Origin of the sequence: Ideonella margarita (assembly GCF_038066635.1) — a bacterium.
In the GTDB taxonomy this organism is placed as follows: domain Bacteria; phylum Pseudomonadota; class Gammaproteobacteria; order Burkholderiales; family Burkholderiaceae_C; genus Ideonella; species Ideonella margarita.
In genome coordinates this window covers 209417-229946 of record NZ_JBBUTI010000007.1, presented here as the reverse complement: position 1 = coordinate 229946, position 20530 = coordinate 209417, and the positions used below count along the sequence as shown (strand labels likewise).

The following is a 20530-nucleotide window of genomic DNA, read 5'->3' as shown; positions in this document are numbered from 1 at the left end:
AAACAAGCCCGCTATTGTGAAGGCGCCCGCAGCAGATCGCCGATCTGGCCGTATTTCAAGTTGCAACTTTCGCGCTTGTGTTCACGCACGCCCGCCTATGCTCGGTCACGATTCCAGGAGTGATCCGCGTGCGACGCCTCATTTACGTCAGCCCAGACAGCAACAGCCCGACCGGCGGCATCAAGGTCATCTACCAGCATGTGCAGATGCTGCGCAGCATGGGTTTTGATGCCCACGTGATGCATTTCGCCGAGGGCTTCCGCTGCGACTGGTTCCCGAACACGGCGCCGATCATCCCGCTGTCTCAGTTGCGCAGCACCGACATCGTGATGGTGCCGGAGATCATGACGCAGTTCGCCCTGACCCTGCATGAGCAAGGCATCACCTACGGCATGTTCGTGCAGAACGGCTACCTGGTGCTGCCCACGGCCGATACCGACACCCTGCAGCGCTGCTACCGGCATGCGGTGGCGGTGCTGTCGATTTCTGACGACACCAGCGGCCTGCTGCAGTCGGTGTTCCCGGACGTGGCCGCCAAGACCATCCGCGTGACCTACTCGGTCGACGCCGCCAAGTTCACGCCAGAGCCCAAGAAGATGCTCGTCACCTACATGCCGCGCAAGCTGCCGCTGCATGCCAACAACGTGGTGCCGTGGCTGCGCCTGGCTTTTCCGCAGTGGCAGTTCATGGCCCTGCACGGCATGAGCGAAGACCAGGTGGCCGCGGCCATGCGTATCTCGGCCGTGTTCCTGGCTTTCAGTGATTTCGAGGGCTGCCCGGTACCGCCCATTGAAGCCGCGTTGGCCGGCAACCTGGTGCTGGGCTACCACGGCTGGGGCGGCCGCGAATACTGGCGCGAGCCCAACTTCCGCAGCGTTGACATGGGTGATGTGCGCGACTTCGTCCGCAAGTTCCACGAGGTGGCGCACTTCGTGAGCCAGCCGCAGGCCCAGTCGCAGATGGCCCCCGGCATCGAGCGCATCCGCCAAGATTTCAGCCCCGCCACCGAACGCGCCAATCTGGCCCGGGCGGTTGAGCGCCTGAACGCCCTGATCAGCTGACACACCGAACCGGGCGCCCTGCCCGCCCATGAAACAAGGCCCCGGCGGTGCGTGTGCATCGCCGGGGCCTTGGTTTTGGGGGCTCAACTGAAGCCCCCTGCAGCCCCTTTCGGGGCCGTGTGTTTACAGCAGCGGAAGGTTGCGTTGCTCTTCGTCGATGCCGCGGTGGGCCGTGAAGGCAGCCGTGGCCGCCGCTGCAGCGTTCACCGCCACGTTGGTCACGCCGCTCGACAGCAGGTCGGTGGCCAGCGTCGTCGGTGCGCTCAGCAGATCAGACAGGGCCGGCAGGGCTGCCGTGCTGGACGCGTCTGAAGCCGAAGCATCCACTGCCCTGGTGAACCACACGTCAGCCGCCGCGTGGGTGCCGCCGTCAGTGCCGGTATAGCTGCCCACCAGGCCCAGCAGGTTGCCGTTGTCCGACTCGCTGCCCGTGGTGTGCGCCAGGCTGATGCTGGCCACGCCGGCTTCCGTCAGCGTCTTCAGCTCACCCGCATCGGTCTTGCCGTCGTGGTTGGCGTCGACCCACACACGCAACTTGTCGAAGTTGGTGTCCAGCGCACTCAGCTGGCCGTCGTGGTTGCTGTCTTGCAGGGCCATGGCGGCGTAGCCGTTGCCGGCGCGGTGTCCGCTGGCGTCCAGCGTGCCCGCACCAAACAGCTCGGTGCCGTTGTTGATGAGGCCGTCGCCGTTCACGTCCATCGCCAGCAGGCCGTCATGGCCACCCACCCAGCCGGTCTGGCGTACCGTGCCCGTGCCGTTCAGATCGAAGCTCACGCCGTTGGCCGCCGAGATGGTCTGGATGCCGTTGCCGTCCAGGTCCAGCACGATCGGAGTGACCGCGAAGAACGCGTCCAGCTGCGCGGCATTCATCACCCCCACGTCTTCCGCCTCGAAGGCAGCGACCTGGGTCGACGACATCGCAGCGATCTGGGCAGTGCCCAGCGAGCTGATCTGGTCGGTCGTGAAGGCGGCGATCTCGGCCGTGGTCAAGGCGCGGGCCTGGGCCACCGTCAAGGCGCCGATTTCAGTCGAGGTCAACGATGCGAACTGCTCAGTCGTCAGGGCCGCGACATGGCCGGTCGACAGGCCACCGAAGCGGGTGCCCAGCGCCTGGATGTCGTCGGTGGCAATCGCCACGATCTGATCGGTGGTCAACGCGTTCAGCGAGGTCGTCGTCAGGGCCGCCACTTGCGCGGTGGTCAGGGCGTCGATCTGTGCGGTGCTCAGGGCGCGCAGCGAAGCGGTGCCCAGCGCCACCAGGTCCGGCGTTTCGATCGCGGCAATCTGCAGCGTCGACAACGAGGCCACTTGCGCGGTGGTCAGCGAGGCGATCTGGCTGGTGCCCAGCGCAGCGATGTCGTCGGTGCCGAAGGCGCCCAGCGCAGCGGTGCTGAGGGCACGCAGGTTGACCGTGTTGAACGCTGCCAGGTCGGCGGTGCCCAGGGTGTCGATCTGGGTGGTCGTCAGGGCGGCCGCCTGCGCCGAGGTCAGCGCCGCGACTTGCGTCGTGGAGAGCTGGTCAATGTTCGCCGTGTCGAGTGCCGCGATGGCCGCGGTGCTCAGGGCGCGCAGGTTCAGCGTGCCCAGTGCGGCGATGTCACCGGTCTCGAGTGCTGCGGCCTGGGCCGATGTCAGCGCTGCCGCCTGGGCGGTGGTCAGCGCCGCCACCTGTGCGGTGCTCAGCGCCACCACGGCGTCGGTGGTCAGAGCTGCGACCTGGGCGGTGCCCAGGGCACGCAGGTTGACCGTGCCGATGGCGGCCAGGTCTGCCGTGTCGAAGGCGGTGACTTGCGCCACCGTCAGAGCGGCCATCTGGGTGCTCGTCAGGGCGCCGATCTGGGCGCTGCTGAAGGCGTTCAGCTCATCCGTGCCCAGGGCCGCCACTTGCGCGGTGGTCAGCGCTGCCACCTGGGCATTGCTCATCGCCGCAAAGTGCTCGGTGCCGAGTGCGGTGAGCTGTGCGGTGCTCAGGGCGCGCAGGCCCGCGGTCGGCAAGCCGGCCACGTCGGCGGTTTCCATCGCAGCCAGTTGTGCGGTGGTCAGGGCTACCACCTGCGCGGTGCCGAAGCTCGCCAGCTGGGTCGAGCTCAGCGCGTTCAGGTGGGCCGTGTCCAGGCCAGCCACTTGCGCGGTGGTCAGGGCCACGGTCTGGCCGGTGCTCAGCGCAGCCATCTGGCCGGTGGTCAGGTTGTTGAGCTGACCGGCGCTGAAGGCGGCGATCTGGGCGCTGCCCAGGGCGCGCAGATCGGCCGTTTCGATGGCCGGCAATTGCGTGCTGGTCAGGGCCTGCAGCTGCGACGTGGTCAGCGAGGCGATCTGGTCGCTGCTCATGGCGGCCAGGTCGTCGGTGGCCAGCGCAGCCACTTGCGTGGTGCTCAGGGCGCGCAGCTGCACCGTCGTCAGGGCGGCCACCTGGGCGGTTTCAAGCGCCACCAGCTGGTCGGTGCTCAGGGCGCGCACGGCGGCGGTACCCAGCGCACGCAGGTCGCCGGTTTCCAGTGCCGCGATCTGGGTGGTGCTGAGTGCAGCCACCTGGGCCGTCGTCAGGCCAGCCACCTCGGCGCTGGTCAGGGCAACGATCTGGGCGCTGCCCAGGCCAGCCAGGGCGCCGGTGGTGACAGCCGCCAGGCTCGCCACGCTCAGCGCAGCCAGGTCAGCGGTTTCGAGTGCAGCGACTTGTGCAGAGCTCAGCGTGGCCGTTTGCGCGGTGGTGAGCGCCGCCGCCTGGGTGGCCGTGAGGGCCGCCACGGCGTCGGTGGTCAAGGCCGCGATGGACGCGGTCGTCAGCGCCTTGAGGGCGTTGGTGTTCAGCGCGGCCACGTCAGCGGTTTCCAGCGCGGCCACCTGGGCCGTCGTCAGGGCGGCGGCTTGTGCGGTGGTCAGCGCATTGAACTGCGCGGTGGTCAGGGCGTTCAGGTTGCCGGTGGTCAGCGTTGCCACCTGCGCCGTGGTCAGCGATGCCACCTGCGCAGTCGCCAGGGCCGCCACCTGGGTGGAGGTCAGCGCGTTGAGTTGATCGCTGCTCATGGCGCGCAGGCCCGTCGACGAAATCGCACGCAGATCGGCGGTCTCGAAGGCAGCGACTTGCGTGCTGGTCAGTGCGGCCAGGTTGCCCGTCGTCAGGCTGGAGACCTGGGCGGTGGTCAGCGCCACGATGGCGTCCGTGGCCAGCGATGCCAGCTGGGCCGTGCCCATGCCGTTCAGGGCAGCGCTGGTCAGCGCGGCAGCGTTGGTGCTGCTCAGGGCTGCGGCCTGCGCCGTGGTCAGCACGGCCGTCTGGGCGGCGGTCAGTGCAGCCACCTGCGTGGTCGACAGCGCATTCAGCGCGTCGGTGCTCAGGCCAGCCACCTGGGTGCTGCTCAGGCCGATGATCTGGCTGGTGGCCAGGGCGGTGAGCTGGGCCGTGCCGAGTGCATTGAGCTGGTCAGCGCTCAGGGCGCGCAGCGAGGTGGTGGACAGCGCACGCAGGTCCACCGTTTCGATGGCGGCCACTTGCGTGGTCGTCAGCGCCGCCAGCTGGGCGGTGGTGAGCTGGGTGTACTGGCCGGTGGTCAGGGCGGCGATGCCGTCGGTGCCCAAGGCCGCCAGGGCTTCGGTGCCGATGGCACGCAAAGCGGCGGTGCCCAGCGCGGCCACGTCAGCCGATTCCATCGCGGCCGTCTGGGCACTGGTCAGGGCCGCGGCTTGCACGGCGGTGAGGTAACCCATCTGCGACGTGGTCAGCGCGTTCAGCGCGGCGGTGCCCAGGCCAGCCACCTGGGTGCTGGTCAGTGCAGCCACCTGGCCGCTGGTGAGCGCAGCCACCTGGCCGGCAGTCAGTGCATTCAGCTGCCCGCTGCCCAGGTTGGCCAGGGCGGCGGTGCTGAGGGCGCGCAGATCATCGGTCTGCAGCACAGCCACCTGTTCGGTGGTGAGTGCCGCGGCCTGGGCGCTGGTAAGCGCGCCCGCCTGCGCGGTGGTCAGGGCCACCACGCCAGCGGTCGACAGCGCGGCCACCTGGGCGGTGCCCAGGGCACGCAGCGCGGTCAGGCTGAGGGCGGCCACGTCGGCCGTCTCCAGCGCCACCAGTTGCTCGGTGGTCAGGCCCGGCACTTGCGCAGCGGTGAGCGCGGCGAACTGGGCCGAGGTCAGCGCATTCAGCGTGGCGGTGGTCAGGCCGGCGATCTGGGTGGTGTCGAGCGCCGCCACTTGCGTGGCTTGCAGGTTGGTGAGCTGGGCGGTGCCGAGGGCGTTGAGCTGGTCAACACCCAGGCCGCGCAGCTGCGTGGCCGACAGGGCACGCAAGTCATCGGTGCTGATGGCGCCGACCTGGTCGGTCGTCAGAGCAGCCAGCTGGGCGGTGCTCAGGGCCACGACCTGGCTGGTGGTCAGGGCGCGCAAGGCGGCGGTGTCGAGTGCCGCGATCTGGTCGGTCAGCAATGCACCCAGCTGGGTCGTCGTCAGGGCTGCGGCTTGCGCCGAGCTCAGTGCAGCGACCTGCTCGGTGCCCAGGCTGCGGATAGCCGAAGTACCGAGGGCGCGCAGGTCCACCGTTTCAATCGCACGGATCTGGTCGGTGGTGAGTGCGGCCACTTGGGCCGTGCTCAGGTTGGCCGATTGGGCGGCCGAGAGTGCAGCCACTTGCGCGGTGCTCAGGCCAGCCAGGGCAGCGGTGGTGATGTTCGACAGCGTGGTGTTCGACAGACCGGCCAGCGCAGCGGTGCTGAAGCCGGCGAGTTGTTCGCTCGTCAGGGCAGCGGCCTGCGCGGTGGTCAGGGCGTTGGCCTGCGCGGTCGTCAGCGCGCCGAACTCAGCCGAGGTCATCGCCACGATCTGGTCGGTGCTCAGGGCGCGCACGGCGGCGGTGCCCAGGGCAGCCACGTCGGCCACTTCCAGGCCGGCCACCTGGGCCGTCGTCAAACCAACCACCTGGGTGGAGGTGAGCGCCGCGAACTGGGCCGTGCCCAGCGCGTTCAGCGTGTCGGTGGTCAGGCCGTTGATCTGGGCCGTGCCCAGTGCCGCCACCTGCGCGGTGCGCAGCGCAGCCACTTGTGCCGCACCCAGGGCGTTCAGCTGGTCCACACCGAGGGCGGCCACCTGGGCATTGGTCAAGCCTTGCAGGTCAGCGGTTTCCATGGCCGCGATCTGGTCGGTGGCCAGGGCCGCCACTTGCGCGGTGGTCAGGGCCGCGGTCTGGGCGCTGGCCAGGGCCACCAGCGTGGCCGTCGACAGCGCGGCGATCTGGCCGGTGCCCAGGGCTTGCAACTGCACGTTGGTCAGTGCGGCGGCTTGGCCGGCGGTCAGGGACGCTGCTTGTTCGGTGGTCAGCGCAGCCATCTGGGCGCTGGTCATGGCGCGCAGGTCGGCGGTTTCAATCGCGGCGACCTGGTCGCTGGTCAAGGCGGCCACCTGGGCCGTGCCCAGGCTGGCGACTTGCGCGGTGGTCAGTGCGGCCACCTGGCCGGTGCTCAAGGCCGCCAGGGTGGCGGTTTGCAGCGAAGCCACCGCCGCATTGCCCAGGGCAGCCAGCTGGGCAGTGCCCAGGCTGCCAATCTGGTCGCTGCCCAAGGCAGCGACTTGCAGCGAGGTCAGCGCAGCGGCCTGGGCACTGCCCAGCGCGGCCACGGCCGACGAATCAAGGGCGGCGATGCCGTCGGTGCTCAGGGCACGCAGGGCGGCGCTGGACAGCGCAGCCACATCGGCGGTTTCAAGCGCCGCGACCTGCTCGGTGGTCAAGGCGCCGACCTGCAGGGAGGTGAGGCGGCTGAACTGGGCCGTGGTCAGCGCGTTCAGGTTGGTGGTGCTCAGGCCGCTGATCTGCGCGGTGCCCAGCAGGGCCACCTGGCCCGAGGTAAGCGCAGCCATCTGGGCGGTGCTCAAACCGTTCAGCTGGCTGGCACTGAAGGCCGCCAGCTGGGCGGTGCCCAGCACCGCTAGATCAGCCGTTTCCATCGCGGCGATCTGGTCGCTGGTGAGCGAAGCCACCTGGGCGCTGGTCATGGCCGCGAACTGGGCCGTGCCCATGCCCACGACCGCGGCGGTGGACAGGGCCTGGATCTGGTCGGTGCTCAGGGCACGCAACTGGGCCGAACCCAGCGCGGCCGCCTGCGCGCCGCTCAGGGCAGCAATCTCTTCGGTGCCCAGCGCCTGCAGCGAGGCAGTGGTGATGGCACGCAGGTCAGCGGTTTCAAGCGCCGCGACTTGTTCGGTGCCCAGGCCAGCGGCTTGGGCGGTGGTCAAGGCGGCGGCTTGCGCGGTGGTGATGGCGGCCAGCTGGGCGCTGGTGAAAGCGGCGAGCGCGTCTGCCGACAGACCGGTGAAGGCCGAGGTCGAGAAGGCCGCGATCTCGCTGGTTTCCAGGGCAGCGATCTGGTCGCTGGTAAGTGCGCCGATCTGGGTCGAGGTCAGCACCGCAGCCTGGGCGGTGGTCAGCGCGGTGACACCGGCGGCCGACAGCGCGCCGATCTGGTCAGCGCTGAGCGCACGCACGGCGCCGGTGCCGATCTGCTCGATCACGGCGGTCGACAGGGCCGCCACCTGTGCGGTGGTCAGCGAAGCGATTTGCACGCTGGTCAGCGCAGCCACCTGGCTGGAGCTGAAAGCGTTCAGTTGAGCCGAATCCAGCGCCGACACCTGGGCGGTCTGCAGGGCCGCCACCTGGGCAGCGCTCAGCGATGCGATCTGTGCCGAGTCCAGCGCATTCAACTGGTCACCGCTCAGGGCACGCACGCCGTTCACGCCCAGGGCGCGCAGGTCTTCGGTCTGCATCGCCAGCATCTGGTCGGTGGCCAGCGCCGCCACCTGGTCGGTGGTCAGAGCGGCCACTTGCGCGGTGGTCAGTGCCACCACGTTGGCGGTGCCAAGCTCGGCCACCTGGCTGGTGGACAGGGCCTGGATCTGGGTGGAGGTCAGTGCACCCACCTGGCCCGTGCCCAGAGCCAGCAATTGCTCGCTGCTGAGGGCTTGCAGGCTGGCGTTGCCCAGCGCGCGCAGATCGGCGGTTTCAATCGCGGCGATCTGGTCGGTGGTCAGGGCAGCCACCTGCTCGGTCGACAGCGCAGCCACCTGGCCGCTGGCCAGGGCGCCGATCTGGCCGGTGGTCAGGGCCGCGACGGCTTCGGTCGTCAACGCGCGCACGGCGGCGGTGCCCAGCAAGGCGATGTTGCCGTTGCTCAGGCCGGCCACTTGGTCGCTGGTGAGCGCGGCGGTTTGCACGGCGCTCAAGGCAGCAGCCTGGGCCGAGCTCAGGGCCGCAATGGCACCCGAGGTGAGCGCACCGATGGCGCCGGCATCGAGGCCACGCACGGCAGCCACGCTCAGGGCGGCCACGTCGGCGGTTTCAAGGGCGGCGATTTGCTCGGTGGTGAGGTTCGCCACCTGGCCCGAGCTGAGTGCCGCGAACTGCGCGGTGCTCAGGGCGTTCAGGCGGTCAGTGGCCAGCTCGGACAGCTGCGTGGTGCTGAGGGCGGCGAGTTGACCATTCGTCAACGCAGCCATCTGGTTGTCGGTCAGCGCGTTCAGCTGCTCGCTGCTCATCGCGGCCAGCTGGGCGCTGCCCAGCACGGCCACATCGCGGGTTTCCATTGCAGCCACCTGGTCGGTGGTCAGCGCAGCAACCTGGGTTGAGGTCAGGCCGGCGACGGCGGCGGTGTCGAGTGCGGCAATCGCGGCGGTGCTCAGGGCCTGGATCTGGTCAGTGCCCAGGTTGCGCAGGCTGGCCACGCGCAGGGCGGCGGCGTCGGCGGTGTCCAGGACAGCGATCTGCGCGGTCGTCAGGCCAGCCACCTGGGCCGAGGTCAGCGCAGCCATCTGGGCCGTGCCCAGCGCGTCCAGGTTGGCGGTGCTCAGGCCGGCCAGCTGGTCGCTGGACAGCGAGGCGATCTGCGTGGTCGTCAGCGCTGCCATCAGGCCGGTGCTGAGCGCATTCAGCTGATCAGTGCCCAGCTGCGCCAGTTGCGCCGTACTCAGGGCTTGCAGGTCGGCCGATTCGATCGCGCCCACCTGATCGGTGGTCAGGGCCACCATCTGGTCGGTGGTCAGGGCCTTGATCTGGGCGGTGCCCAGCGCAGCAAAGTTGGCCGTGCCCAGCGCCACGACCTGATCGGTCGAGAGCAGACGCACCTGGGCGTCGCTCAGCGCCGCCACCTGGGCTGTGCCAAGCGCGGCGAATTGTTCGGTCGACAAGGCGCCGAGGGCGTTCGAGCCCAGCGCGCGCAGGTCATCGGTTTGCAGGTGCGTGATCTGCTCGGTCGACAGCGCGGCCACCTGGGCGGTGCCCAGTGCGGCGACCTGGCTGCTGCTCAGGGCCACGATCTGGGCAGAGCCCAGCGCGCCCACGGCATCGGCCGCCAGGGCCTGCACGTTGGCGGTACCCAGCGCCAGCACATCGGCCGTGCTCAGGGCGGCGGCCTGGTCGCTGGTGAGTGCCGCGGCCTGGGCCGTAGTCAGGGCTGCGGCCTGGGCCGTGGTGAAGGCCGCCACCTGGTCGGTGGTCATGCCGGCGATCTGGGCCGTGCCCAGCGCGCGCAGCGCCACGGTGGCCAGCGCGGCCACGTCCACGGCGTCCATCGCGGCCACCTGGGTGTCTGACAAGGCGCCGGCTTGCACAGCCGTCAGGCCAGCCACTTGCGCGGTCGTCAGGGCGGCCAGCACATCGGTGCTCAGCGCGGCCATCTGCGAGGTGGTCAGTGCCGCCACTTGCGTGGCCGTCAGGGCCGCCACACGGGCCGCATCCAGCGCGTTCAGCTGGTCACCCGACAGGGCCGCCACCTGCACGCCGCGCAGGGCGGCCAGGTCAGCGGTTTCCATCACGGCGATCTGGTCGGTGCCCATGCCGGCGATCTGCGCGGTGGACAGCGCCGACACCTGCGCGGTGGTCAGTGCCACCACATTGGCGGTGGTCATCGCGGCCACGCGGTCGGTCGACAAGGCGGCCAGCTGGGCGGTGGTCAGCGCAGCGGTTTGCGGCGCCGTCAGGGCAGCGATCTGCTCGGTCGACAAGGCGCCGACGGCAGCGGTGGTCAGGTTGCGGAAGTCGCCCGACTCCATCGCCACGAGCTGGTCGGTCGTCAGGGCCGGGGTCTGCACGCTGGTGAGCGCGGCGACTTGCGTGCTGGTCAGGGCCACCACCTGGGCAGTGCCGAGGGCGGCGAGTGCGTTGGTCGTCAGCGCGGCCACGGCGGCCGGCGTGAGCGATTGCAGATCGGCGGTTTCAATCGCGGTGATCTGGCCGCTGGTCAGGGCGGCGGCCTGGGCCGTGCCAAGGGCGGCGAACTGGCTGCCACTCATGGCGGCCAGCACGTCGGTGCTCAAGGCTGCCACTTGCGAGGCACCCAGGGCCCGGATGGCGGTGGTGCCGAGGGCGGCCGCATCTGCGGTTTCGAGCGCGGCCACCTGGGCCGTCGTCAGGGCGGCAATCGCGGCCGTGCCCAGGCTGGCCATCTGGGCGGTGCTCAGGGCGTTCAGCGTGGCGGTGTCGAGTGCGGCCACTTGCGTGGTCGTCAGGCTGGCGAGCTGGGTATTGCCCAAGGCCACCACCTGGGCGCTGCCCAGGGCGTTGAGCTGGGCGGCACTCAGGGCCTGCAGCTGCGGGGCCGTCAGCGCGGCCAGGTCAGCGGTTTCCAGCGCGGCCATCTGCTCGGTGCCGAGTGCGGCCACCTGGGCGGTGGTCAGGCTGGCGGTCTGGGCGGTGTTCAGGGCACGCAGGTCAGCGGTTTCAAGCGCCGCCACCTGGGCAGTGCCGAGGGCACGCAGCTGCGTGGCCGTCAGGGCAGCCATCTGGCCGGTGCCCAGCTGCACGATCTGGTCGGTCGTCAGGGCGGCCAGTTGCGTGGTGGTGAGCGCAGCCACCTGGCCGCTGCTCAGGGCCGTCACGCCGTCGGTGCCGATGGCCACCAGCGCCGCGGTGCTCAGGGCACGCAGCGCATTGGTGTTGAGGGAGGTCAGGTCGGCCGAATCAAGGGCGGCCACCTGGGTAGAAGACAAGGCTGCGGCTTGCGCAGTGGTGAACGCAGCCACCTGGCTGCTGGTCAGCGCGGCCATGTGGGCCGTGTCCAGGCCCGCCACCTGGGTGCTGGTGAGCGCAGCCACCTGGGCGGTGGTCAGCGCGGCCAGGCCGGTGGAGGTCAAGGCGTTCAGCTGGGCCGTGCCCAGCGCGGTGATGACCGAGGTCTTCAGGGCCGCCAGGTCGGCGGTTTCCATGGCGGCCAGCTGTTCGGTGGTCAGCACGGCGACGCGGGTGGCGCCGAGCGTGGCGACCTGCGCCGTGGTCAAGGCGTTCAAATCAGCCGTCGACAGCGCGGCGACCTGCGCCGTGGTCAGGGTGGCGACCTGGGTGGTGCTCAGGCCGGCGATTTGCGCGCTGCCCAAGGCATCGATCTGGGCGGTGCCGAGCGCGGCAATGGCCACCGGCTTCAGGGCATTCAGCTGGTCGGTGCTGAGCGACGCCATCTGGTCGGTCGTCAGCGCTGCGGCTTGCGCGGTGCTCAGGCCTTGTACCTGGGCCGTGGTCAGCGCGGCCACCTGGGCGGTGCCCAGTGCAGCCACCTGCGTGGTGCTCAGGGCGGCCACGCTGGCGGTGCTGAGTGCCCGCAGGTCCACGGTTTCAAGGGCGGCCACCTGGGCAGTGCTAAGGGCCTGCAGCTGGCGGGTCGTCAGGCCAGCCACCTGGGCGGTGCCCAGCGCCTGGATGGCATCGGTAGCCAGTGCCTGCAGCGAGGCGGTGTTCAGGGCACGCACCGCCGTCAGCGACAAGGCGGCCACATCACCCGACTCCATCGCCGCGGCCTGCGCGGTGGTGATGGCGCCAGCCTGCGTGGCGGTCAGCAGGCCCATCTGGGCGGTGCTGAAGGCGTTCAGGTTGGCGGTGCTCAGGGCGGCGATCTGGGTGCTGGTCAGCGCCAGCACCTGGTTGTTGCCCAGCGCGCCCATCTGCACCGAGCTCAGCGAGTTCAGCTGGTCAGACGTCAGCGCCGCGATGCTGGTGGCCGGCAAGGCCCGCAAGTCTTGAGTTTCCAGCGCCGAGATCTGCGCCGTGCTCAGGCCCGCCAGCCGGGCGGCCGGAATGGCGACCATCTGTGCCGTCGTCAACGCCGCGATCTGCGCCGTTGAAAACGCGGCCCAGTCCTCCGTCGTCAGGCGAAAGATCGATGCCGTGGACAGCGCGGCAATCTGGGCCGTGGACAGATTCGGGATATAGGTCGCCATGAAAAACTCCAGTGTTCGTTTCTGCGACACGTGCTGAACAACAGCCTGTGTCGGCCACCGGGTCCGGAAATCGGGTGCGGGAATGCACCAGATCCGGACAAGGTGGGCGTCGAACCTTGTTTCGGCGACAGTTCTGAAGAGTTAAGCGATTTGGCGAATTGGCCGGAATGCAGCCGCTGTTCGGTGATTAACCGCACACTGTGCCTTCACGGACCCACGGCGCGCCAGCTCCATTTGGCACGTTTCCAATGGATTTGCGACTTTTATCATTTAATGCAGGAAGTCCTCACCCGAGATCGACCGGGGCCTCCATCACGCCCCGGCGCTGCCCAACTCAACGCACCAAGCGCCTCAAACCGGCGGGCGCGGGTCCAGCAAGGCCAGCACGTCAGAGTGGAACTCGCGGCGGAACAGCACCCAGACGACAGCCGAGGCGCCCGCAATGAAGGCCCAGGGCGAGAAGAACCAGCACACCAGCGCGAACGACATGTAATAGGCTCGCAGGCCGTCGTTGAAGGTTTCCGCTGCCAGCCCCATCACGCCGCCCGCGCGGTCGGCAAAGGCCTCGCGTTGTTCATCGGTCCAGGCGTCGTTCCACTGCGGTGCGGCGGCCACCAGCAAGGCGCCGAAGGTGTACTGGCGAATGCTCCAGGTGAAGCGGAAGAAGGCGTAGACGAACACGCCGGTCAGCAGCACCAGCTTCAGATCGAACACCAGCGCCGTGGTGCGGGCCGCGAACGGGATCTCACGCACCAGCTCGGCCGCGCGGTCGGTGCCGCTGAGGGCCGCCAGCAAGCCGCCGATGATCAGGATGGTGGTGGACGCAAAAAACGACGGGCTGGTGGACATGTTCTGCACCACGATGCCGTCGAAGACCCGGTTTTCACGGAAGGTGCTGCGCAGCATCCAGTGGCGGCGCTCGCGGTTGGTGGCCCCGAGGATGGACGCACGCGAATCGGCCCGGTGGGCTGCAAACAAGGCATAACCCACCCAGGCAACAAAAAACCAGGCCAGGGCCAGCCAATCGGCCAGGGGCAACAATCCCAGCGACGCCATCGAGAAATTCATGGCGTCACTTTAGCGCCCCGGGCGCCCTGGCGCGTCGGCAAGCGTGGCTCAACGGGCCAGATCGAACACCAGCACCTCGGCACCCTGGCCCTGCTCCACCCGCACGCTGGCCTCACCATCAAGCTTGAGTGCATCACCCGCCTTGAGGGCGTGGCCATTCACCACCAGCTCGCCGCGCGCCAGGTGCACATAACCCAGTCGGCCAGCGGGCAGCGCCACCTCGGCCTGCTCATCGCCATCGAACAGGCCGGCCCAGATGCGGGCATCGGCGTTCAGCGTCACCGCCCCGCCCACGCCGCCCGGTGCCGCCACCAGGCGCAGCGCGCCCTGCCGCTCTTGTGTGGTGAAGGCCTTCTGCTCGTAGCCGGGCGTCAGGTCACGTTGCTCGGGCAGCAGCCAGATCTGCAGGAAATGCGTACTGCGGCCTTCGGCGTGGTTGAACTCGCTGTGGCGCACACCCGAGCCGGCCGTCATGCGCTGCACCTCACCCGGGCGGATGGCGGCGCCGTTGCCCATGCTGTCCTGGTGGGCCAGCTCGCCGTCCAGCACGTAGCTGACGATTTCCATGTCGCGGTGGCCATGCATGCCGAAGCCGGTGCCCGCGGCGATGGTGTCGTCGTTGATGACACGCAGGTTGCCGTAGCCCATGTGGGCCGGGTCCTGGTATTCAGCGAACGAGAACGTATGGAAGCTGCGAAGCCAGCCGTGGTCGGCAACTCCGCGGTCTTTGGCGGCGCGCAAGGTGATCATGTTCGGCTCCTGGTGTGGCTTGTGGCGATGGCTTGACTGTAGACAGCCCGCCGGGGCACGGGAGCGAGGCCCCTTGAAGCGTGCTTTCAAATAAGATGAAGCCGCCGCCACGATCTGTGGTGCCTCGGCACCTGCTTGACCACCATGTCCTTTCGCCGCAACGCCCTGACCCCCGACGCCCTGGCCATGATGGACACCATCGCCCGCACCGGCAGTTTTGCCGCGGCTGCCCGGGAGCTGGGCAAGGTGCCGTCCGCCCTGACCTACAGCGTCCGGCAACTGGAAGACGCGCTGGACGTGCTGCTGTTCGACCGCCGCTCCCGCCAGGCCGAGCTCACCGCCGCCGGCGAAGAGCTGCTGAACGAGGGCCGACGCCTGCTGGCCGAAATGGAAGCCGTGGCCAACCGCGTGCGACGGGTTTCCACCGGCTGGGAAGCCCAGCTGACGATTGCCATTGACGACGCCTTGTCACGCCGCACCTTGCTGGAGCTGAGCGAGGCGTTCTACGCCCTGCGCCCCGACGGCCACCCGCAAGGGCCGGGCACCCGGCTGCGCCTGCGCGCCGAAGTGATGGCCGGCACCTGGGAGGCGCTGGTGTCGGGCCAAGCCGATCTGGCCATCGGCATCCCGGGCGAAGTGCTGGGCTCGCCTGGCATCGAGATGAAACCGCTGGGCGAGCTGCAGTTCGTTTATGTGATGGCGCCGCACCACCCGCTGGCCAGCCTGCCTGAGCCGCTCGATGACCTGCAGATCGTGCAGCACCGGGCGGTGGCGGTGGCCGACTCTGCCCAGCGCCTGTCGCCCCAGACCGTGAACCTGCTGTCGGGCCAGGACGTGCTGACCGTGCCGACCATGCAGATGAAGATCGACGCCTTGCTGCGTGGCCTGGGCGCCGGCTTTGTGCCGCTCTCGATGGTGCATGACCACCTGGGTGCCGGCCACCTGGTGAGCCGTGAGGTGCAGCGCCAGCGCCGCCACTCCCGCACGCATTACGCCTGGCGCAGTGCGGCCGTTGGGCACCCGCGCAAGGCACCGCAGGGCCTGGCGCTGCAATGGTGGCTGAACCAGCTCGAAAGCCCGGCCACCCGGGCCGCGCTGCTGGAGCGCCCGAGCGGGCTGCCCACGTGCCCTTGAACCCTGAGCCCGGCACCGCGGGCTACGTTGGTCGCTTTGCCCCCTCCCCCACCGGGCTGCTGCATGCCGGCTCGCTGGTGGCGGCGCTGGCCAGCTGGCTCGATGCCCGCGCCAATCAGGGCCGCTGGCTGGTGCGCATCGAAGACGTCGACCACCCACGCTGCATCTCGGGCGCTGACACGGCCATCCTCGGCCAGCTGGCCGCGTGTGGCTTGCTGCCGGACGAGCCGCCGGTGTGGCAATCACAGCGCAGCGCCCCGTATGAAACGGCATTGCAAAGGCTGGCAGCCGCCGGGAAGGTGTACCCCTGCGCCTGCAGCCGACGGGACATCGAGCTGGCCCTGGCCGCCAGCGGGCAAACACCCGACCGCCACGGCGAGCGCGTGTACCCGGGCACCTGCCGCGACGGGCTGCACGGCCGCATCGGCCGGGCCTGGCGCCTGCGCACCACCGGCGTTGGCGGTATGCCCATGCACATCACCTGGCAAGACCGGCGGCTGGGCAGCCAGCAACAAGACTTGAGCACCGAGGTCGGCGACTTCGTGCTGAAACGGGCTGACGGCCTGTGGGCCTACCAATTGGCCGTGGTGGTGGACGACGCCGCCCAGGGCATCACCCATGTGGTGCGCGGTGAAGACCTGGCCGACAACACCCCCCGCCAGATCCACCTGCAGCGCCAGCTGGGCCTGCCCAGCCCGAGGTGGTTGCACACGCCGCTCGTGCTGGCCGGCGATGGCCAGAAACTCTCGAAACAGAACGGCGCCCAGCCGCTCGATCTGAAAGAGCCGCTTCAAGCCCTGCAAAAAGCCGCCGCCGCACTGGGCTTGCCGCCGGCCACCGCCACCTCGTTGCCCGACTGGCTGGCCGAGAGCGTGCAGGCCTGGGCCACGCTTTACCCCCTACCCGAGCAGACCGTGCCGCCGCTGGTGGCATGATGCGCGCCTTGTGACACCGTGGCGGATGCCTGATCTGCCCCGGTGAACCGACTGTTTCACACCTAGCCACAGGAAGACTGACCCATGACCACCACCCCCAGCGGCCTGCAAATTGATGATGTGGTGCCCGGCACCGGCGCTGAAGCCCAGGCTGGCCAGAGCGTCACCGTGCACTACACCGGCTGGCTGCATGACGCAGCCGCGCCCAACGGCCGTGGCAAGAAGTTCGACTCCAGCAAGGACCGCGGCGATCCGTTCGAGTTCAATCTCGGCGCCGGCATGGTCATTCGTGGCTGGGACGAAGGTGTGCAAGGCATGAAGGTGGGCGGCACCCGCGTGCTGACCATCCCGGCAGACCTGGGCTACGGCCCGCGTGGCGCTGGCAGCGTGATTCCGCCGAACGCCACGCTGGTGTTCGAAGTGGAGTTGCTGCCGACGCCGGAACGGCCGGCCCTGCAGATCACCGACGTGGTGGTGGGCAGCGGCGCTGAAGCCGTGTCGGGCAACAGCGTGACGGTGCACTACACCGGCTGGCTGTTTGACGCCGACGCGCCAAACCAGCGCGGCCGCAAGTTCGACTCCAGCAAGGACCGCAACGACCCGTTCGAGTTCGATCTGGACGCCGGCATGGTCATCCGCGGCTGGGACGAAGGCGTGCAAGGCATGAAGGTGGGCGGCACCCGCGTGCTGGTCATCCCGGCACACCTGGGCTACGGCGCCCGTGGCGCTGGTGGCGTGATCCCGCCGAACGCCACGCTGGTGTTCGAAGTGGAACTGCTGGGCGTCTGACCGCGCCATGACCACCCCGGCACCGGCCCTGGAAGGCATGACCAGTCCGTTCGTGGCGGTGCGCCTGCGCACCACCGACACGGACGCCGCTGGCCACTTCTACGGCCGGGTGCTGGGGCCGGGTGCCCGCGCGCTGATCGACGCCATTCCGGCCGATTCAGCCGCGCGCGGTGCCCGTCCGATCTGGCTGGGGGTGGTGGGCACCACCGACCCCGGCGCCACCGCCGCGCAGCTGCAGGCACTGGGCGCGATGCGCCTGGGGCCACCGGCCAGCGGTGCGGACAAACAAACCGTATCGCTGTGGCGTGATGCTGGTGGCGCCGTGTTCGGCCTGGCCGGCAGCGCAACTTCAACACCCGCTGCAGGAGCCGCAACGCCTGCCGAGGCCTCGGCAATGCCGCGCCCGGTCTGGCAGCACCTGAACTGCCCGGTGCCGTCTGCTGCATCGGCCATGTACCGGGGTGCCTTTGGCTGGCGCATCGCGCCATCGCTGGAGCGCAGCAACGGTCTGTCCGTCTGGCCGATCTGTGCCCGCGACGGCGCTGCACCGTTTGCCTCGCTGGTGGACGTGAGCGGCTTGCCCGACGTGCACCCGCACTGGCTGTTCCACTTCGAGGTGCCGGCGCTGGACGCGGCGCTGGCCATCGTGCGGGCCGAGGGCGGCGGGGTTGGCCGCGTCAATGCGCTGCCGAACGGCCACTGGCTGGTCGTCTGCGACGATCCGCAAGGCGCCTCGTTCGGCCTGCAGAGCGCGCAGCGCTGATCAGGGGCGCGGTGCCGCCACCGGCACCGCGAAGTAAAGCGCTCAATGCGCCTCGTCCCAGTTGGCGCCCACGCCCACCTCGGCCAGCAAGGGCACGCTCAGGTCGGCCACACCAGCCATGAGGCGCGGCAAGGCTTCGCGCACCCAGGGCAGCTCCGCCTCGGGCACTTCCATCACCAGTTCGTCGTGCACCTGCATCACCATGCGGCTGGCGCGCTGCGCGGTGTCCAGCGCAGCCTGCACGGCGATCATCGCCAGCTTGATCAGGTCGGCCGCCGTGCCCTGCATCGGCGCATTGATGGCCTGGCGCTCGGCACCTGCACGGCGCGGGCCGTTGCCGCCCTTGATTTCCGGCAGCCACAGGCGACGGCCAAACACGGTTTCCACGTAGCCACGCTCGGCGGCCAGCGCGCGGGTTTCATCCATGTAGCGCTTCACGCCGGCGAAACGGTCAAAGTAGCGGTCGATGTAGTTCTTCGCCGCCTTCTGATCAATGCCCAGGCTTTGCGCCAGGCCGAACGCGCCCATGCCGTAGATCAAGCCGAAGTTGATGGTCTTGGCATAGCGGCGCTGCTCGCTCGTCACCTCAGCCGGCGGAATGCCGAACACCTCTGAGGCGGTGGCGCGGTGCACGTCCTGCCCTTCCGCGAAGGCGCGGGTCAGGCCGGGGTCACCGCTGATGTGGGCCATGATGCGCAGCTCGATCTGCGAGTAGTCAGCGCTGACGATGACATGGCCCGGCGGCGCAATGAAGGCCTCGCGCACCTTGCGGCCTTCGGCCGTGCGGATGGGGATGTTCTGCAGGTTGGGGTCGTTGCTCGACAGGCGGCCGGTCACGGCCACGGCCTGCGCGTAGTTGGTGTGCACCCGGCCGTCCGCCGGGTTGATCATCAGCGGCAGCTTGTCGGTGTAGGTACCCTTGAGCTTGGCCAGGCTGCGGTGCTCCAGCAGCTTGGCCGGCAGCGGGTAATCGGCGGCCAGCTCCTGCAGCACTTCCTCGTCGGTCGACGGCGCGCCGCTGGCGGTCTTCTTCTTCACCGGCAAACCCAGCTTGCCGAACAAAATTTCACCGACCTGCTTGGGCGAGCCCATGTTGAAGGGCTGGCCCGCGATGGCGTAGGCCTCCTGCTCCAGCGACACCATGCGCAGCGCCAGCTGCTGGCTCTGCCCGGCCAGGCGGCTGGCGTCGATCAGCACCCCGGTGCGCTCGATGCGCTCCAGGATGACGGCCACGGGCATCTCGATCTCTTCGTACACGCGGCGCAGGCCGGCGTCAGCCTCGATCTGCGGCCACAGCACCTGGTGCACCTGCAGGCACATCTCGCTGTCTTCACCGCTGTAGGTGGTGGCGCGTTCCACATCCACCTGCGAAAAGCCAATCTGGTTCACGCCCTTGCCGCACAGCTCTTCATAACTCAGGCCACGGCGGCCGAGGTGGCGCTCGGCGAGGCTCTCCAGGCCGTGTGGCTTGTGGGCCTCCAGCACGTAACTTTCAAGCAGCGTGTCATGCACATAACCACGCACCGTGATGCCGTGGTTGGCAAACACATGCAGGTCGTACTTGATGTGCTGGCCCAGCTTGTGGGCGCTGGCATCCTCCAGCCAGGGGCGCAGGCGCTCCAGCACCAGCGCCAGCGGCAATTGCTCCGGCGCGCCGGGGTAGTCGTGGCCGGTGGGCACATAAGCCGCGCGGCCAGGCTCCACGGCGAAGCTGATGCCGACGATGCGGGCTAGCATCGCGTCGAGCGAATCGGTTTCGGTGTCGATGGCCACCAGCGGTGCGGCGCGCAGCTTGTCCAGCCAAGCGTCCAGCTGCGGCAGCGTGGTGACGCAGTCATATTCGCGGGCCAGCGGCTGGGTGACGGCAGCCGGCAGCGGCGCGGCGTCAAACAGGCCGGGCGTCTCGCCAGGGGCGGTGGCTTCCGTCGCCGCAGGCACGCCCAGCTCGGTTTCCAAGTCACGCCGCCAGGTCTTGAAGCCGTAGCGGCCGAAGAAGTCGAGCAGACCCGGGCGGTCAGTCTCCAGCAAGGCCAGGCTGTCGAGCGTCGGCCAGTTGCTCACGTGGGCGCTGAGGTCGCAGTCGGTCACCACGGTGATCAGGCGGCGGCCCTGCGGCAGCCAGTCCAGGGCCTTGCGCAGGTTTTCGCCGGCCACGCCCTTGATGCTGTCGGCCGCAGCCATCACGCCATCCAGACTGCCGTGTTCGGCCAGCCACTTCACGGCGGTCTTGGGGCCGACCTTTTCAACGCCCGGCACGTTGTCGACCGTGTCGCCGATCAAGGTCAGGTAATCGATGATGCGGTTCGGTGGCACGCCGAACTTGGCTTCCACGCCGACCACGTCCAGCGTCTCGTTGCTCATGGTGTTGATGAGCGTGACGTGCGGGGTCACCAGTTGGGCCAGGTCCTTGTCACCGGTGGAAATCACCACGCGGCGCCCGCTGGCCTCGGCCACCCGGGCCAGCGTCCCGATGGCGTCGTCTGCCTCGATGCCGGGCACTTCCAGCACCGGCCAGCCGAGCAGGCGCACCACCTCGTGGATCGGTGCGATCTGCGCGCGCAGGTCATCAGGCATCGGCGCGCGCTGGGCCTTGTAGGCGGGGTACCACTCGTCACGGAAGGTCGGGCCCTTGGCGTCGAACACGCACACGGCATGCTCGGCGCCGATCTGGTCGCGCAGGCGCCGCATCATCGCCACCATGCCGTGGATGGCACCGGTCGGCACGCCGCCCGGGCCACGCAGGTCCGGCATGGCGTGGTAAGCCCGGTAGAGATAGCTGGAGCCATCCACCAGCAGCATGGTTTTGTCAGACACGGTCGTGGTCAGGGTCTCGCTCATGGGGCGCG

Annotated in this window: 9 protein-coding genes and 1 pseudogene; 6 read left to right on the top strand and 4 right to left on the bottom strand. The window is 69.2% G+C overall.

The features are described 5' to 3' along the window. Positions 1-128 precede the first annotated feature (128 nt). On the top strand, positions 129-1061 hold the full coding sequence (locus AACH00_RS12020; protein ID WP_341399377.1) for a glycosyltransferase family protein: 933 nt from the start codon (positions 129-131) through the stop codon (positions 1059-1061). A 123-nt stretch (positions 1062-1184) separates the two neighbouring features. On the opposite strand, the gene AACH00_RS12015 is transcribed toward AACH00_RS12020, so the two are convergent. The 3 genes from AACH00_RS12015 to AACH00_RS12005 form a co-directional block, all read right to left on the bottom strand. Next, positions 1185-12245 (bottom strand): hypothetical protein, encoded by an 11061-nt coding sequence (locus AACH00_RS12015; RefSeq protein WP_341399376.1) that lies wholly within the window; start codon positions 12243-12245, stop codon positions 1185-1187. A gap of 351 nt (positions 12246-12596) precedes the next feature. Beyond that, positions 12597-13313 carry a DUF599 domain-containing protein gene (locus tag AACH00_RS12010; RefSeq protein WP_341399375.1) on the bottom strand — a complete coding sequence of 239 codons (717 nt, stop codon included), beginning with the start codon at positions 13311-13313 and terminating at the stop codon, positions 12597-12599. A 48-nt stretch (positions 13314-13361) separates the two neighbouring features. Further along, entirely contained in the window at positions 13362-14063 is a 702-nt protein-coding gene (locus AACH00_RS12005; RefSeq protein ID WP_341399374.1) for a pirin family protein, read from the bottom strand. Positions 14064-14207: 144 nt separating this feature from the next. Here AACH00_RS12005 and AACH00_RS12000 point away from each other — a divergent pair, with 144 nt between their 5' ends. The 5 genes and pseudogenes from AACH00_RS12000 (at position 14208) to AACH00_RS11980 (ending at position 17684) form a co-directional block, all read left to right on the top strand. After that, a complete protein-coding gene (locus AACH00_RS12000; RefSeq protein WP_341399373.1) occupies positions 14208-15197 on the top strand; it encodes a LysR substrate-binding domain-containing protein in 990 nt (329 codons plus the stop codon). Next, the gene (gene gluQRS, locus AACH00_RS11995) at positions 15188-16132 is read left to right on the top strand and encodes a tRNA glutamyl-Q(34) synthetase GluQRS (protein WP_341399372.1); all 945 of its coding nucleotides are present in this window, start codon (positions 15188-15190) and stop codon (positions 16130-16132) included. The genes AACH00_RS12000 and gluQRS overlap by 10 nt, the downstream gene beginning before the upstream one ends. A gap of 84 nt (positions 16133-16216) precedes the next feature. Beyond that, positions 16217-16564 (top strand): annotated as a pseudogene (locus tag AACH00_RS11990) (FKBP-type peptidyl-prolyl cis-trans isomerase); the annotation flags it as partial. Next, positions 16559-16921: an FKBP-type peptidyl-prolyl cis-trans isomerase gene (locus AACH00_RS11985; protein WP_341399465.1), complete on the top strand. Its 363-nt coding sequence runs from the start codon at positions 16559-16561 to the stop codon at positions 16919-16921. The pseudogene AACH00_RS11990 and the gene AACH00_RS11985, both read left to right, overlap by 6 nt. Before the next feature lie 7 nt (positions 16922-16928). Beyond that, positions 16929-17684, top strand: coding sequence for a VOC family protein (locus tag AACH00_RS11980; RefSeq protein ID WP_341399371.1), 756 nt, complete (start codon positions 16929-16931; stop codon positions 17682-17684). A gap of 42 nt (positions 17685-17726) precedes the next feature. Here AACH00_RS11980 and polA read toward each other — a convergent pair whose 3' ends face one another. After that, positions 17727-20522, bottom strand: coding sequence for a DNA polymerase I (gene polA / locus AACH00_RS11975; RefSeq protein WP_341399370.1), 2796 nt, complete (start codon positions 20520-20522; stop codon positions 17727-17729). Positions 20523-20530 lie beyond the last annotated feature (8 nt).

Excerpts from the sequence above, each read along its gene's own strand:
- AACH00_RS12015 (WP_341399376.1), bottom strand. The coding sequence starts at position 12,245 with ATGGCGACCTATATCCCGAATCTGTCCACGGCCCAGATTGCCGCGCTG.
- AACH00_RS12010 (WP_341399375.1), bottom strand. The coding sequence starts at position 13,313 with ATGAATTTCTCGATGGCGTCGCTGGGATTGTTGCCCCTGGCCGATTGG.
- AACH00_RS12005 (WP_341399374.1), bottom strand. The coding sequence starts at position 14,063 with ATGATCACCTTGCGCGCCGCCAAAGACCGCGGAGTTGCCGACCACGGC.
- AACH00_RS12000 (WP_341399373.1), top strand. The coding sequence starts at position 14,208 with ATGTCCTTTCGCCGCAACGCCCTGACCCCCGACGCCCTGGCCATGATG.
- AACH00_RS11980 (WP_341399371.1), top strand. The coding sequence starts at position 16,929 with ATGACCACCCCGGCACCGGCCCTGGAAGGCATGACCAGTCCGTTCGTG.
- polA (WP_341399370.1), bottom strand. The coding sequence starts at position 20,522 with ATGAGCGAGACCCTGACCACGACCGTGTCTGACAAAACCATGCTGCTG.